The organism is Roseateles chitinivorans, from assembly GCF_050632145.1.
Classification (GTDB): Bacteria; Pseudomonadota; Gammaproteobacteria; order Burkholderiales; family Burkholderiaceae_C; genus Roseateles; species Roseateles chitinivorans_B.
This window is the reverse complement of sequence record NZ_CP192577.1, coordinates 5,775,309-5,790,342: the sequence shown is the minus strand read 5'-3', so window position 1 is coordinate 5,790,342 and position 15,034 is coordinate 5,775,309. Positions and strand designations below refer to the sequence as shown.

General features: G+C 68.5%; 10 protein-coding genes and 1 pseudogene. 7 read left to right on the top strand and 4 right to left on the bottom strand.

What is annotated here, in order from left to right; all coding sequences use genetic code 11:
* Positions 1-106 precede the first annotated feature (106 nt).
* Positions 107-2,020 carry a propionate--CoA ligase gene (locus ACQ86G_RS26545; protein ID WP_431258077.1) on the top strand — a complete coding sequence of 638 codons (1,914 nt, stop codon included), beginning with the start codon at positions 107-109 and terminating at the stop codon, positions 2,018-2,020.
* Entirely contained in the window at positions 2,020-4,014 is a 1,995-nt protein-coding gene (locus ACQ86G_RS26540) for a M3 family metallopeptidase (protein WP_431258076.1), read from the top strand. The genes ACQ86G_RS26545 and ACQ86G_RS26540 overlap by 1 nt, the downstream gene beginning before the upstream one ends.
* On the opposite strand, the gene ACQ86G_RS26535 is transcribed toward ACQ86G_RS26540, so the two are convergent.
* Complete coding sequence (locus tag ACQ86G_RS26535) at positions 3,999-4,850, bottom strand: HAD family hydrolase (RefSeq protein WP_431258075.1); 852 nt, start codon at positions 4,848-4,850, stop codon at positions 3,999-4,001. The two genes, ACQ86G_RS26540 and ACQ86G_RS26535, sit on opposite strands and share 16 nt — an antisense overlap.
* A 101-nt stretch (positions 4,851-4,951) precedes the next feature.
* On the opposite strand from ACQ86G_RS26535, the gene mdtD reads away from it, so the two are divergent.
* Positions 4,952-6,415: a multidrug transporter subunit MdtD gene (gene mdtD, locus ACQ86G_RS26530; protein WP_431258074.1), complete on the top strand. Its 1,464-nt coding sequence runs from the start codon at positions 4,952-4,954 to the stop codon at positions 6,413-6,415.
* Positions 6,416-6,519: 104 nt separating this feature from the next.
* Here the strand turns inward: mdtD and ACQ86G_RS26525 are convergent.
* From ACQ86G_RS26525 to ACQ86G_RS26515, 3 genes and pseudogenes are all read right to left on the bottom strand, one after another.
* Positions 6,520-8,288: pseudogene (locus ACQ86G_RS26525) on the bottom strand (PhoH family protein).
* A gap of 308 nt (positions 8,289-8,596) precedes the next feature.
* Positions 8,597-9,076 carry a peroxiredoxin gene (locus tag ACQ86G_RS26520; RefSeq protein ID WP_067270239.1) on the bottom strand — a complete coding sequence of 160 codons (480 nt, stop codon included), beginning with the start codon at positions 9,074-9,076 and terminating at the stop codon, positions 8,597-8,599.
* 172 nt (positions 9,077-9,248) lie between these two features.
* Positions 9,249-9,623 (bottom strand): Mth938-like domain-containing protein, encoded by a 375-nt coding sequence (locus ACQ86G_RS26515; RefSeq protein WP_067270240.1) that lies wholly within the window; start codon positions 9,621-9,623, stop codon positions 9,249-9,251.
* A 141-nt stretch (positions 9,624-9,764) separates the two neighbouring features.
* On the opposite strand from ACQ86G_RS26515, the gene ACQ86G_RS26510 reads away from it, so the two are divergent.
* Genes ACQ86G_RS26510 through ACQ86G_RS26495 form a run of 4 tightly spaced genes read left to right on the top strand, consistent with a single transcriptional unit; the run spans position 9,765 to position 15,014 of the window.
* The gene (locus tag ACQ86G_RS26510; protein ID WP_431258073.1) at positions 9,765-10,991 is read left to right on the top strand and encodes a pyridoxal phosphate-dependent aminotransferase; all 1,227 of its coding nucleotides are present in this window, start codon (positions 9,765-9,767) and stop codon (positions 10,989-10,991) included.
* Between the two features lie 27 nt (positions 10,992-11,018).
* Positions 11,019-12,329, top strand: coding sequence for a homoserine dehydrogenase (locus ACQ86G_RS26505; RefSeq protein ID WP_431258072.1), 1,311 nt, complete (start codon positions 11,019-11,021; stop codon positions 12,327-12,329).
* Complete coding sequence (gene thrC / locus ACQ86G_RS26500; RefSeq protein WP_431258071.1) at positions 12,326-13,735, top strand: threonine synthase; 1,410 nt, start codon at positions 12,326-12,328, stop codon at positions 13,733-13,735. The genes ACQ86G_RS26505 and thrC overlap by 4 nt, the downstream gene beginning before the upstream one ends.
* Positions 13,728-15,014, top strand: a complete 1,287-nt coding sequence (locus tag ACQ86G_RS26495) for a molybdopterin molybdotransferase MoeA (protein WP_431258070.1) — start codon at positions 13,728-13,730, stop codon at positions 15,012-15,014. The genes thrC and ACQ86G_RS26495 overlap by 8 nt, the downstream gene beginning before the upstream one ends.
* Positions 15,015-15,034 lie beyond the last annotated feature (20 nt).

The following is a 15,034-nucleotide window of genomic DNA, read 5'->3' as shown; positions in this document are numbered from 1 at the left end:
CACAGCCCCCGGGCGCGAGGCTGTGAACGAAAGTTTCAGAACCGCACCCGATGCGAGGATCCGTGCGGAATTCGCGCATTCAATCCCAAGATCCAAGGAGACCCTGATGACCGACAGCTATGCGGCGATGTACCGGCGTTCGATCGACGACCCGGAAGGCTTCTGGACCGAACAAGCAGGGCTGGTCGACTGGTCGCAGCCGTTCGATCAGGTCTGCGACACGAGCCGGCCGCCGTTCGCGCGCTGGTTCGGCGGTGGGCGCACGAACCTGTGCCACAACGCGGTCGACCGTCACGCCGCCACGCGGCCGGACGAGGCGGCGCTGATCTGGGTGTCGAGCGAAGTCGGCCAGGAGCGCGTGTTCAGCTTTGCGGCGCTGAAGGAGGAGGTCGAGGCCATGGCGGCGATGCTGCGCGAGCAGGGCGTCGGCGTCGGTGATCGCGTGCTGATCTACCTGCCGATGATTCCCGAGGCGACCTTCGCGATGCTGGCCTGCGCGCGGATCGGCGCGATCCACTCGGTGGTGTTCGGCGGCTTCGCCAGCCATGCGCTGGCCGACCGCATCGACGACGCCGAGCCCGTGCTGATCGTCAGCGCCGATGCCGGCAGCCGCAACGGCAGGGTCGTGCCGTACAAGCCGCTGCTCGACGAGGCGATCCGCCTGGCCGCGCACAATCCGGCAAAGGTGCTGATGGTCGACCGCGGGCTCAGCGCGTTCGAGTGTGTGGAAGGCCGCGACCTGGACTACGCCGCGCAACGCGGGCGTCTGCTCGGCACCCGCGTGCCCTGTGAGTGGCTGCCGTCCGACGCCATCAGCTACACGCTCTACACCAGCGGCACGACGGGCCGGCCCAAGGGCGTGCAGCGGGACGTCGGCGGCTACGCGGTCGCGCTGGCCGCGAGCATGAAGCACATCTACGACGGTCATCCGGGCGAGACCTTCTTCTCCACCAGCGACATCGGCTGGGTCGTCGGCCACAGCTACATCGTCTACGGCCCGCTGATCGCGGGCATGGCCACGCTGATGTACGAAGGCACGCCGGTGAGCCCGGATGCGGCGATCTGGTGGCAGCTCGTCGAGCGGCACCGTGTCGCGGTGATGTTCAGCGCGCCGACCGCGGTGCGGGTGCTGAAGAAGCAGGACCCCGCCTGCCTGACGCGGCACGACCTGTCGTCGCTGCGCGCGCTGTTCCTGGCTGGCGAGCCGCTCGATGAGCCGACCGCGCGCTGGATCGCCGACGCCATCGGCAAACCCATCGTCGACAACTACTGGCAGACCGAGACCGGCTGGCCGATCCTGACGCTGGCGCGCGGCGTCGATCCGGCAGAACCGGCTGAGGCGAAGTTCGGCTCGCCGGGCGTGGCGATGTTCGGCTATCGCGTCCAGCTCCTCGACGAACGCACGGGCGAGGTGCTGGAGGCGCCGAACCAGAAGGGCCTGCTCACGATCGCCTATCCGCTGCCGCCGGGCTGCATGCAGACCGTGTGGCGCGACGACGAGCGCTTCGTGCGCACCTACTGGGACAGCGTGCCGGGCCGGCAGGTGTACTCGACCTTCGACTGGGCCCTGCGCGACGAGGACGGCTACTACTTCATCCTCGGCCGCAGCGACGACGTCATCAACGTCGCCGGTCACCGGCTGGGCACGCGCGAGATCGAGGAGTGCATCGCCGGTCATCCGGCCGTGGCGGAGGTGGCCGTGGTCGGCGTCGCGGATCAGTTGAAGGGTCAGGTCGCGATGGCCTTCGCGGTGCTGAAGGATCCGGCGCGCGCCGCCGAGCCTCAGGAGGCGCTGGCGCTCGAGGGCGAGATCCTCAGGCGCGTCGACCAGCGCCTCGGCGCGGTGGCGCGGCCGTCGCGGGTGCGCTTCGTGGCGCTGCTGCCGAAGACGCGGTCCGGGAAATTGCTCCGGCGCGCCATCCAGGCCGTCTGCGAACATCGCGATCCCGGCGACCTGATCACGCTCGACGATCCGGCCGCGTTGCAACAGATCTTTGATTTGATGAAGGGGACATCCTGATGATGCAGAGGACCGCGTTGATCCTGGCCGCCTGCGCGCTGTTGACCGCGCCGGCGTTCGCTGAACTTGAGGTGGGCTCACCCGCGCTGCCCACGCCGGCGTTCCCCAGCTTCGCCGACGGCAAGGCGGTGGATCGGGCCTGCGATGCCGGCCTGAAGGCGCTGAACCGCGAGGTCGCCCAGTTGGCCGGGCGCAAGGTCGACAAGGGCTGGCTGGCCGCCTACGACCTGGTGATCGCCCATCACGAGGATGCGAGATTCCCGATCGACTTCGTCCAGAACGTGCATGCCGACAAGTCCGTGCGCGACGCCGCCCAGGCCTGCGCGCTGCGCTGGACCGATTTCCAGACCGCGCTGACGCAGAACGAGAAGATCTATCGCGGCCTGAAGACCGCGCCCGCCGCCAACGCGATCGACCGCGAGCTCAAGCGCAACGCTTTGGGCCTGTTCGAAGACAGCGGCGTCGGCCTGTCCAAGGACAAGCGGGCGCGCGCCAAGCAGATCCTGGACCGGCTGTCCGCGCTCGACCAGCAGTTCTCGAAGGCGATCCGCGATGCCAACATCCGCGTCGCGTTCACCGCCGAGGAACTGCGCGGCGTGCCCGACGGCGTCTGGAAGGACAAGCCGCGCGACGACCAGGGGAGGTATCTGCTCGGCGTCGACAACCCGACCTACACCGCGCTGATGCAGACCGCCGAGAGCGGCGCCGCGCGCGAGCGCATCTGGCGCGCCAAGACCAACGAGGGCGGCGAGGGCAACCTCCAGCTGCTCACCGAGGTCATCACGCTGCGCAAGGAATACGCCGGCCTGTTCGGTTACGACAACTACGTCGACTTCAACCTGCGCCGCCAGATGGCCAAGGACGCCGCGACGGCGACGCGTTTCCTCGCCGAGGTCAAGGGCACCGTCCAGCAGGGCGAGCGTGCCGACCTGGAGGAACTCCGCCGCGCGAAGGCGGCGCACCTGGGCGCCGCGGTCGAGGCCACCACCGTCACGCAATGGGACGGCGTCTACTACGCGGAGCGCATCCGCAAGCAGCGTTTCACCGTCGACCAGGAGGCCTTCCGGCCGTACTTCCCACCCGCGGAGAGCCTGGCCTTCACGCTGCGCGTCGTCGACCGCCTGCTCGGCGTGACGCACACGCCGGTGTCGCTGCCTGGCCTCTGGCACCCCGACGTCAAGGCCTACGTGGTCAGCGACACGGCCACGGGCAAGGCGCTGGGTACGCTCTACGTCGATCCGTTCCCGCGCGACGGCAAGTACAACCACGCGGCGGTCTGGCCGCTGCGATCGAGCAGCACGCGCCTCGGCCGCCATCCGGCGGCGGCCCTGGTCGTCAACCTCGATCGCGGCGGGCTGTCGCTGGACGAGCTGGAGACGCTGCTGCACGAGCTCGGCCATGCGGTCCACAACAACCTGGCCACCACACGCGACGTGTCGCTGGGACAGTGGGCGGTGATGCACGACTTCGTCGAGGCGCCGTCGCAGATGCTCGAGGACTGGGTCTACGACCCGAAGGTGCTCCAGCTGATGGCCGAGGTCTGCCCGTCCTGCAAGCCGGTGCCGGACGCGCTCGTCGGCAAGGCCCGAGAGGCGCGCGACTTCGCCAAGGGCACGAAGTTCGGCCGCCAGCACCTGTACGCGAGTTATGACCTCGCGCTGCACGGCGCGACGATCCAGGATCCGCTGGCGCTGTGGGCGAAGATGGAGGGCGATACACCGCTGGGCCACGTGCAGGGCACGATGTTCCCGTCGCGCTTCGCGCACATCGCCGGCAGCTACGGCGCGGGCTACTACGGCTACCTGTGGAGCCTGGTCGTCGCCATGGACTTGCGCACGCCGTTCGCGGCGGACAAGCTGGACGCCGCGGTGGGCCGTCGTTATCGCGACGCGGTGCTCTCGCGCGGCGCGGAGAAGCCGGCGCCGGAACTGGTGCGCGGCTTCCTCGGCCGCGACTCCAACGCCAACGCGTTCTACGACTACTTGCGCAAGTAGGTCGCCCGCCAGTCGTCGCGGATGAACTGCACCACGGCGTCCTCATGGTGGAAGCCGATGATGCGGTGCGCGGCCTGCTTCACATCGTCGCTGGCGTTGGCCATCGCGATGGCGTGATGCGCGGACTTCAGCATCGTCAGGTCGTTGACCTGGTCGCCGAAGACGACGAGCTCGCGCTCGTGCAAGGCGTAGCGTTGCGCCAGCGTCGCGATCGCCTGGTCCTTGCTGGCCCGGCGGTCGTGCACGTTCAGCCAGGGCCAGCCCGGCATGTAGAGGTCCTCGGCCAGGTGCGTGGTGACGAGGTCGCCGCAGGTCGCCAGGATCTCGGCCTGCAGCGCTTCCAGCGGCTCGGCGCGGCCGACCACCAGCAGCGTGACCAGCGGATCGTCCAGCTGGTCCTGCAGGCGGTCGACGTGGCGCAGCCGCGGATCGGCGTTGCGCTGGCGCTCGGTGACGAAGCGCTGCTGGCCTTCGTTCTGCACTTCCTGCCAGAAGAGCTGGTCGCCCTTGGCGCCGTGCGTCGCGATGAAGGGCATCAGCCCGTGACGCCGCACCAGCGCGAAGATCGACTGGCCGAGCGCCGGATCCATCGCGTTGACCAGCTCGTGCCGGCCAGTGCGCAGGTCGCTGATGTAGGCGCCGTTGGAGGACACCACCGGCAGCGAGATGGGCAGGCCTTCGAGGATGCGGGCGATCGACACCACATGCCGCGCGCTGGCGACGGTGAAGGCCAGGCCCTCGGCCAGCAGCTCGGTGAGGCCGGCGCGGGTGGCGTCGGAGAGTCGGGCCTGCGGATCGAGCAGGGTGCCGTCGAGATCGGAAACGTAGAAGCGCATGGGTCCTGGGCGTCGGGCGGATCGATGGCGGGGCGCCACCGCGTGCCGCGACAGGCGCACATCCTACGCCGCCGGGGTCCGATACTTGCCGGATGCCGCCCATGCCTTCCTCCTCGACGACGCCGCTCGACGTGCTCGGCCGCCCGGTCCTCGACGATGCCACGCGCCGCTGGCTGCCCTGGGTCGTCGCGCTGGCGTTCTTCATGCAGACGCTGGACACGACCATCCTCAACACCGCGCTGCCCGGCATGGCCCGCGACCTCGGCGAGGACCCGCTGCGGATGCAGTCCGCCGTCGTCGCCTACCTGTTGACGGTGGCTTTGCTGATCCCCGCGTCGGGCTGGCTGGCGGACCGCTTCGGCACGAGGACCGTCTTCCTGTGGGCGATCGGACTGTTCAGCCTGGGCTCGCTGGCCTGCGCGGTGTCGCCCAGCCTGCACGTGCTGGTCGCGTCGCGGGTGGTGCAGGGCGTCGGTGGTGCGCTGCTGGTGCCGGTCGGGCGGCTGGTCGTGCTGCGCGCCTTCCCGAAGGCCGAGTTCCTCGCGGTGATGACCTTCATCAGCCTGCCGGGGCTGGTCGGGCCGCTGCTCGGGCCGACGCTGGGCGGCGTGCTGGTGGAGTTCGTCAGCTGGCACTGGATCTTCCTGATCAACCTGCCGGTGGGCCTGGCCGGCGCCTTCGCCTGCCGACGCTTCATGCCGGAGATCAAGGGACCCATCGGCAAGCGCTTCGACTGGGGCGGCTATGGGCTGTTCAGCGTCGGGCTGATGCTGATGTCGCTGGCGCTGCAGGGCTTCGGCGAGCACATGGTCAGCGTCGCCGTCTGCTTCGTGATGCTGATCGCCGGCGTGGCCTGCATGATGGCCTACTGGCTGCACGCGACCCGCACGGACGAGCCGCTCTTCACGCCCGCGCTCTTCGCCGTGCCGACCTTCCGCATCGGGCTGCTGGGCAACGTGTTCGCGCGTCTGGGCAGCGGCGCGACGCCGTTCCTGACACCACTCTTCCTGCAGGTGGGGCTGGGCTTCTCGCCGAGCGAGGCGGGGTTGTCGATGATCCCGTCGGTGCTGGGCGCGATGTTCACCAAGACGCTGGCGATCCGCCTGATCAGGCGCGCCGGCTACCGCCGCGTGCTGATCGTCAACACGCTGCTGCTGGGGCTGCTGATCGCGAGCTTCGCGCTGATCCCGCGCGGCGTCGGGCACGTGTGGCTGGCGATCCACCTCGGCCTGTTCGGCATGGTCAACAGCATGCAGTTCACCGCGATGAACACGCTGACGCTGGGCGATCTCGACGAGCGCACCGCCAGCCCCGGCAACAGCCTGCTGGCGGTGGTGATGCAGCTGTCGATGAGCCTGGGCGTGGCGACGTCCAGCGCCTTCCTGCTGCTGTTCTCGCACGGGCTACCGCGCACCGAGGGCGCCGCGATCGTGCCCGCCTTCCACGGCACCTACCTGGCGCTGGGCGCGATGGCCGCGCTGGCGGCGTTCATCTTCTACCAGCTGCGCCGCGACGAGGGCGCCGCCGAGGAAACCGTGCAGTCGAAGCTGACCCCCGAAGAGTAGGGGCCATCACCCGGCCGCGGGAGCGACGGCCGGAATGAAAAGCCACCCCGAGGGGTGGCTTTGAAGGAGCAGGAGGGCCGTGAGGCCCGGCGCTCAGCGCGGGGTCAGAGCACCTCGGACGCGAAGTCCGCGAGTCGCGAGCGCTCGCCGCGCGCCAGCGTGACGTGGCCGCTGTGGGCCCAGCCCTTGAACTTGTCGACCGCGAAAGTCAGGCCCGAGCTGCCTTCGGTGAGGTAGGGCGTGTCGATCTGCGCCAGGTTGCCCAGGCAGACGATCTTCGTGCCCGGACCCGCGCGCGTGATCAGCGTCTTCATCTGCTTGGGCGTCAGGTTCTGCGCCTCGTCGATGATCACGTACTTGTTCAGGAAGGTGCGCCCGCGCATGAAGTTCAGGCTCTTGATCTTGATCTTGCTGCGCACCAGGTCGTTGGTGGCCGCGCGACCCCATTCGCCGGCGCCGCTCTCGCCGCGTCCCAGCACTTCCAGGTTGTCGTCGAGCGCACCCATCCACGGGCCCATCTTTTCCTCTTCCGTGCCGGGCAGGAAGCCGATGTCCTCGCCGACCGGGACCGTCACGCGGGTGACGATGATCTCGGTGTAGCGGCGGTCGTCGAGCACCTGCGACAGGCCGGCGGCCAGCGTCATCAGCGTCTTGCCGGTGCCGGCCGAGCCGGTCAGCGTCACGAAGTCGCAGTCCGGATCCATCAGCAGGTTCAGCGCGAAGTTCTGTTCGCGGTTGCGCGCGGTGACGCCCCAGACCGAGTGCTTCTGATGGCCGAAGTCCTTCAGCGTGCGCAGCACGGCGGTCTTGCCGGTGATCTCCTGGACCTTGGCGTAGAGCGGCGCGGCGCCCGGCGCCTCCAGGTAGATCAGCTGGTTCACCAGCAGCGTCGGCACCAGCGGGCCGCTGATCCGGTAGAAGGTGGTGCCGCCTTGCTGCCAGCTCTCCATCGTCTTGCCGTGGCGCTCCCAGAAGTCCGCCGGCAGCGCCTGCACGCCGGTGTAGAGCAGGTCGGAGTCTTCCAGCGTCTTGTCGTTGCGGTAGTCCTCCGCCGGCAGGCCCAGCGCGCGGGCCTTGATGCGCATGTTGATGTCCTTGGACACCAGCACCACCTCGCGGCCGGGCTGCTGCTGCTTCAGCGCCTGGACGACGCCCAGGATCTGGTTGTCGGCCTTGCCCTGCGGCAGGCCCTGCGGCAGCGGGGTCTCGAACAGCGTCGTCTGGAAGAACAGCTTGCCGCCGGCCTCGCGGTGACCGGTCTGGTCCAGCGGCAGGCCCTTGGACATCTCCTCGATCGTGCTCGACTTGAGGCTGCCGGCCAGCGCGTCCAGGTCACGGCTGACCTGGCGCACGTTGCGGGCGACCTCGGTCATGCCCTTCTTGTGGCCGTCGAGTTCCTCGAGCGTGATCATCGGCAGGTAGATGTCGTGCTCCTCGAAGCGGAACAGCGACATCGGGTCATGCATCAGCACGTTGGTGTCGAGCACGAACAGCTTGGGATCGCCGACCGGCTTGCGCGACTTCGAACGGGCCGGGGCGGATTTCTTCGCCGGGGCCTTCGACGGGGCGGGCGAAACCAGTGCCAGCGAGGGCGACTGGCCGCCGCGGGCTTCCACCGGCTCGGTGCGGGTGCGGGCGTTGGACGCCTGCGGCTGCACGCCTGCGCTGGTCGGTGCGGTGGCCGGGGTCGGCAGCTCCGCGCGCGCCTCGACCCGCGACGCAGGTTCGGCGCGGGGTTCAGAGCGGGAGGCGGCGAGGGGGCGGACGGTCTGGCCTCGAGCGCGGGAGGGCGTTTGCTGGGCGACAGGTCGGTCGCGAAGGCGTCGGAATCTAGGCGGCTGGCGCGCTTGGTCGGAGGCTTGGGCAGTGGCATGTGCGGGGGTGACGGGCTTGCGTGATGAGCCTGGGGCGATGCCGACCAGGGGTCATGCCCCGGGCCTGACGGGCGCTGGCGATGCCGGAGGTGTCGGCGGCATCGGTGGCCTCGAACTCGCTGGCGGATCCCAGAAGACAAAAAGCCGCACCGGGGCCGGTGCGGCTCGTCTTCGGGAAGTCATTCGCTGCGATCAGGCACAGGGGCATGCGACCGATTATGCACAACTCCCGGCCTGCGCCCATGACGGACGCAAGAAGATCGTCAGGCGCGGATCAGACACCCATCAGGGGCGGATCCGCGGCAGGTCAGGCGGCTTCCTTCTTGAGGGCCTTGACGGCCTTGAGGACTTCCTCGACGTGGCCGGCGACCTTCAGGCCGCGCCACTCTTCGCGCAGGATGCCCTGGGCGTCGATCAGGAAGGTCGAGCGCTCGATGCCCTTGACCTTCTTGCCGTACATGATCTTGTTCTTCACCACGCCGAACATGTGGCAGAGTTTCTCTTCCGTGTCGGCGATCAGCTCGAACGGGAGTTCCAGGTTCTGCTTGAACTTGTCGTGCGAGGCCATGTTGTCGCGGGAGACTCCCAGCACGACGGCGCCGGCCTTGACGAATTCCTTGTGATGATCGCGGAACTGCATCGCTTCGGTCGTGCAGCCCGGGGTGTTGTCCTTCGGATAGAAGTACAGCACCACGACCCGTCCCAGGAATTCCTTGGGAGTGAACTTCACGCCTCCCGTGGCAAGAGCTTCAATGTCCGGGAGGGGTTTGTTGAGCGCTGGCGTCATGTGGCGTTCTTCAGAGAGATGTGCCCGGGTGGGCATAGCCAGCGATTATACGTTGAATGGGTCGTGCCTCGCCCCCTCTGACATGGACGAGTCAGCAGCCTCCCAGGGAGAGGGGGCGGCGCGCCGGCGCGGCGCGGTTCGCGGGCGCCGGAGGCCCGCATTCAGGTCGCCATCATGCCTCGATCAGCAGGGCCGCCAGCACCGCGCGGCCTTCGCTCGCCAGCACGTTGTAGGTGCGGCAGGCGGCGCCGATGTCCATCGTCTCCATGCCGATGCGGGCCTGGATCAGCGCGCGATGCAGCGCCGGTTTCGCGAAGCGGAGTTTCGGGCCGCTGCCGAAGATCACGAGTTCCGGCTTGAGTTTCAGGATGCGCTCGAAGTGCGCCTCGGTGAGGTCCTCGAAGCGGCTGACGTCCCAGTTCTCCGGCTGGCCTTGCCACGGTACCAGCACGCTGTGGGCCTGCTCGACGCCGTTGACCCAGACGTGGTTCAGGTCGTGGGCCGAAATCATGTTGCCGCCGAGCGGCTGGTCGGGTTGAAATTTCATTGAGGGTGATTCTGGCAGCGACGGAGGGTGTGTCCCCGCGGGCGTGGGATTACCCGCGATAACCCTGTGTTTAAATCGATGGCCCGATTTTCCCCTGTGCGTTCCCCCGGTGGAACCCTTGAAACCTCGCCCGGAGCCATCTTGAGAACCGTCGCCAAGTCCAGCAAGCTTTCCAGCGTCAGTTACGACATCCGCGGGCCCGTGCTGGACAAGGCGCGGCAGATGGAGGAAGAGGGCCAGAAGATCATCAAGCTCAACATCGGCAACACGGCGGTGTTCGGGCTGACGCCGCCGGACGAGATCGTCCAGGACATGATCCGCAACCTGGCCGATGCCGGCGGCTACACCGACAGCAAGGGCCTGTTCGCCCCGCGCAAGGCGGTGGTGCACTACACGCAGGAGAAGGGCGTCCGCGGCGTCACGGTGGACGACGTCTACCTGGGCAACGGCGCCTCCGAGCTGATCCAGATGGCGATCAACGCGCTGGTCAACGACGGTGACGAGATCCTGATCCCGTCGCCCGACTTCCCGCTGTACACGGCGGTCGTGGGTCTGTCGGGTGGACGCCCGGTGCACTACCTCTGCGACGAGGGCGCCGGCTGGCTGCCGGACCTGCAGGACATCGAGGCCAAGATCACGCCGCGCACCCGCGGCATCATGGTCTGCAACCCCAACAACCCGACCGGCGCGCTGTACCCGGACGACGTGCTGCTGGGCATCATCGAGATCGCTCGGCGCCACGAGCTGATCGTCTTCGCCGACGAGATCTACGACAAGACGCTCTACGACGGCAACACCCACACCAGCATGGCCAGCCTGGCCGACGACGTGCTGTTCGTGACCTTCAACGGCCTGTCCAAGAACTACCGCAGCTGCGGCTACCGCGCCGGCTGGATGGTGGTCTCGGGCGAGAAGCGCCATGCCCGCGACTACATCGAGGGCCTGAACATGCTGGCCTCGCTGCGTCTGTGCGCCAACACGCCGGGCCAGCTCGCGATCCAGACGGCGCTGGGCGGCTACCAGAGCATCAAGGACCTGGTCGCGCCGACCGGCCGGCTCTGCCACCAGCGCGACCTCGCGTACGAGCTGCTGACGCAGATCCCCGGCGTGAGCGTCGTCAAGCCCAAGGCCGCGCTGTACATGTTCCCCCGCCTCGACCCCAAGATCTACCCGATCGAGGACGACCAGCAGTTCGCCTACGAACTGCTGGCCGAAGAGAAGGTGCTGATCGTCCAGGGGACGGGCTTCAACTGGCAGGCCCCCGATCATTTCCGGCTCGTGTTCCTGCCCAACACGGACGATCTCCGTGAAGCCATCGGCCGCATCGAGCGATTCCTGGCGCAATACCGCAAACGCCACGCACGCTGACCTCCCGACCTTCTGAAAGACAAGACGATGAACCCGATCAAAGTTGGCCTGCTGGGCATTGGCACCGTCGGCAGCGGCACCTTCCAGGTGCTGCGCCGCAATCAGGCGGAGATCCGCGGACGCGCCGGCCGCGGCATCGAGATCGCGATGGTGGCCGACCTGGACGTCGAACGCGCCCGCAGCATCGTCGGCGACGCCTGCACGGTGGTGTCCGACGCGCGCGAGGTGATCGCCAATCCGGAGATCGACATCGTCGTCGAGCTGATCGGCGGCTACGGCATCGCGCGCACGCTGGTGCTGGACGCGATCAAGGCCGGCAAGCACGTGGTGACGGCCAACAAGGCGCTGCTGGCGGTGCACGGCAGCGAGATCTTCGCCGCGGCGCGCGAAAAGGGCGTGATGGTCGCCTTCGAGGCGGCGGTGGCCGGCGGCATCCCCATCATCAAGGCGCTGCGCGAAGGCCTGACGGCCAACCGCATCGAGTGGATCGCCGGGATCATCAACGGCACGACCAACTTCATCCTGTCGGAGATGCGCTCCAAGGGGCTGGACTTCGCGACGGTGCTCAAGGAGGCGCAGCGGCTGGGTTACGCCGAGGCCGATCCGACCTTCGACATCGAGGGCGTGGACGCCGCGCACAAGGCCACGATCATGGGCGCGATCGCGTTCGGGATCCCGGTGCAGTTCGAGCAGGCGCATGTCGAGGGCATCACCGCGCTGCAGGCGACCGACATCAAGTACGCCGAGCAGCTCGGCTATCGCATCAAGCTGCTGGGCATCGCGCGCAGAAGAGAGAACGGCATCGAGCTGCGCGTGCATCCGACGCTGATCCCGTCGGGACGCCTGATCGCCAACGTCGAGGGCGCGATGAACGCGGTGCTGGTGCAGGCCGACGCGGTCGGCACGACGCTGTACTACGGCAAGGGCGCGGGCGCGGAACCGACGGCCTCGGCGGTGATCGCCGACCTGGTCGACATCACGCGCCTGGCCACGGCCGATCCGGACCACCGCGTGCCGCACCTGGCCTTCCAGCCGGACGCGATGAACGACACGCCCATCCTGCCGATGGCGCAGGTGCAGACGGCGTTCTACCTGCGGCTGCGGGTGGCGGACCAGGCGGGTGTGCTGTCGAGCATCACGACCATCCTGGCCGAGCACGAGATCAGCATCGACGCGGTGCTGCAGCGCGAGTCGGCCGAAGGCGAGAGCCAGACTGACCTGATCATCCTGACGCACGACACGCAGGAAGGCCGCATGAGCGAAGCGCTGGCGAAGATGCAGGCGCTGACGACGGTGCTGGCGCCGATCGTGAAGCTGCGCAAGGAAGAGCTGGCGTGAAGTACCTGAGCACCCGCGGCGACAAGACCGAGCGCCACTTCTGCGACATCCTGCTGGAGGGCCTGGCGCCTGACGGCGGGCTGTACCTGCCGACGTCGTACCCGCAGGTCGACGGCGCCACGCTGGCGCGCTGGCGCGGTCTCTCGTACGCGGACCTGGCGTTCGAGATCCTGTCGCTCTACATCGACGACATCCCCGCCGCCGACCTGAAGGCGATCGCGCACCGGACCTACACCGAGGCCGTCTTCGGCACGCCGCAGATCACGCCGCTGAAGCCGCTGGAGCCGGGTCTTGCGCTGGTGGCCCTGTCCAACGGCCCGACGCTGGCGTTCAAGGACATGGCGATGCAGCTGCTCGGCCAGCTGTTCGAGTACGAGCTCCAGCGCCGCGGCGAGACGCTGAACATCCTGGGCGCGACCTCCGGCGACACCGGCAGCGCCGCCGAGTACGCGATGCGCGGCAAGGCCGGCATCCAGGTGTTCATGCTGAGCCCGCACGGCCGCATGAGCCCGTTCCAGCAGGCGCAGATGTTCAGCCTGCAGGATCCCAACATCCACAACATCGCCGTGCAGGGCGTGTTCGACGACTGCCAGGACATCGTCAAGGCAGTCTCGAACGACCTCGAGTTCAAGCGCGGTCACCGCATCGGCACCGTCAACTCGATCAACTGGGCGCGGCTGCTGGCGCAGGTCGTCTACTACTTCGCGGCCTACTTCCAGGCGACGAAGTCCGACAGCGAACGCGTCAGCTTCACCGTGCCGTCGGGCAACTTCGGGAACGTCTGCGCGGGTCACGTCGCGCGCATGATGGGCCTGCCCATCGCGCGCCTAGTCGTGGCGACCAACGAGAACGACGTGCTCGACGAGTTCTTCCGCACCGGCGTCTACCGTCCGCGCGGCGCGGAGCACACGCTGGAGACTTCCAGCCCGTCGATGGACATCTCCAAGGCGAGCAACTTCGAGCGCTTCGTGTTCGACCTGCTGGACCGCGACGGCGACCGCGTGAAGCGGCTGTTCGGCGAGGAACTGGCCTCGAAGGGATTCTTCGAGATCACCGCCGAGGAACGCGCGCGCATCGGCGAGCGCTACGGGTTCGTCTCGGGCCGCAGCACGCATGAAGACCGCGTCGCGACGATCCGCCTGTGCCATCAGCAGTACGGCGTCGTGATCGACACGCACACGGCGGATGGCCTGAAGGTCGCGCTCGCCAGGCGCGAGCCGGGCGTCACGATGCTGGTGCTGGAAACGGCGCTCCCGGCCAAGTTCGCCGTCACCATCGAGGAAGCGCTGGGCATCGTGCCGCCGCGCCCGGCCGCGTTGGCTGACCTCGAGACGCGCCCGAAGCGCGTCAGCGTGATGCCGGTCTCGGTGGAGCAGGTCAAGCAGTTCATCGTCGACCATGTCTGACCTGAAAAACGCTCCGGGTGCTGCTGCACCGCGCGCGCCGATGATGCCGATGGAGGAGGCGCTGGAGCGCCTGCTCTCGCAGGTCGGGCCGCTGGGCCGGACCGAATCGGTGACGACGCCGCTGGCGCGCGGCCGCGTGCTGGCGCAGGACCTGGTGTCGCCGCTGGACGTGCCGCCCTACGACAACAGCGCGATGGACGGCTACGCGATGCGCGCGGCCGATGTCGCCGCGCTGGGCGGCGAGGGCGCGGTGCTGCCGGTGTCGCAGCGCGTGCCGGCGGGATCGGTGCCCCAGCCGCTGCAGCCGGGCACGGCGGCGCGGATCTTCACCGGCGCGACGGTGCCGGACGGTGCTGATTCGGTGCTGATGCAGGAGCAGTGCGAAGCGATCGCCGATGCCACGGGCGTGGCGGGCGCACTCGGTCAGGTGCGCATCAACGGGCCGCTGACGGTTGGTCTGCACATCCGCCGACGCGGCGAGGACCTGCGCGTCGGTGAGCCGGTGCTGAACGCCGGCATGCGCCTGAACGCGGCCTCGCTGGGCCTGGCCGCGACGGCCGGCGCGGCGGCGCTGACGGTGGCGGCGCGGCCGCGTGTCGCGCTGTTCTCGACCGGCGACGAGCTGGTGCTGCCGGGCCAGCCGCTCGGCCCCGGCCAGATCTACAACTCCAACCGCACGACGCTGCACGCGCTGCTGCTGGCGATGGGCTGCGAGGTGCGCGACCTGGGCATCGTGCCCGACACGCTCGACGCGACCCGCGCAGCGCTGCGCGAGGCGTCCAAGGACACGGACCTGATCCTCAGCTCGGGCGGCGTGTCCGTCGGCGAGGAGGATCACCTGAAGCCCGCGCTCGAACACGAGGGCCGGCTGGACCTGTGGCAGATCGCGATCAAGCCGGGCAAGCCGCTGGCCTTCGGCGAAGTCACCAGCACCGGTGGCCGCACCTGGTTCATCGGCCTGCCGGGCAATCCGGTGTCGAGCTTCGTGACTTTCCTGCTGTTCGTGCGGCCCGTGCTGCTGCGCATGCAGGGCGCGACGCAGCTGACGCCGCGCGCCTTGCCGCTGCCGGCCGAGTTCACGTGGACGAAGGCCGACAAGCGGCGCGAGTTCCTGCGCGCGAAGCTGAGCGACGCCGGCGGGCTGCAGCTGTTCGGCAACCAGAGTTCCGGCGTGATGAGTTCGGCGGCGTGGGCCGACGGCCTGATCGACCTGCCGCCGGGCAGCACGGTGGCGCCGGGTCAGGTCTTGCGCTTCATTCCGTTCAACGAGCTGTTCTGACCGCTGTTCTGACGAATCGA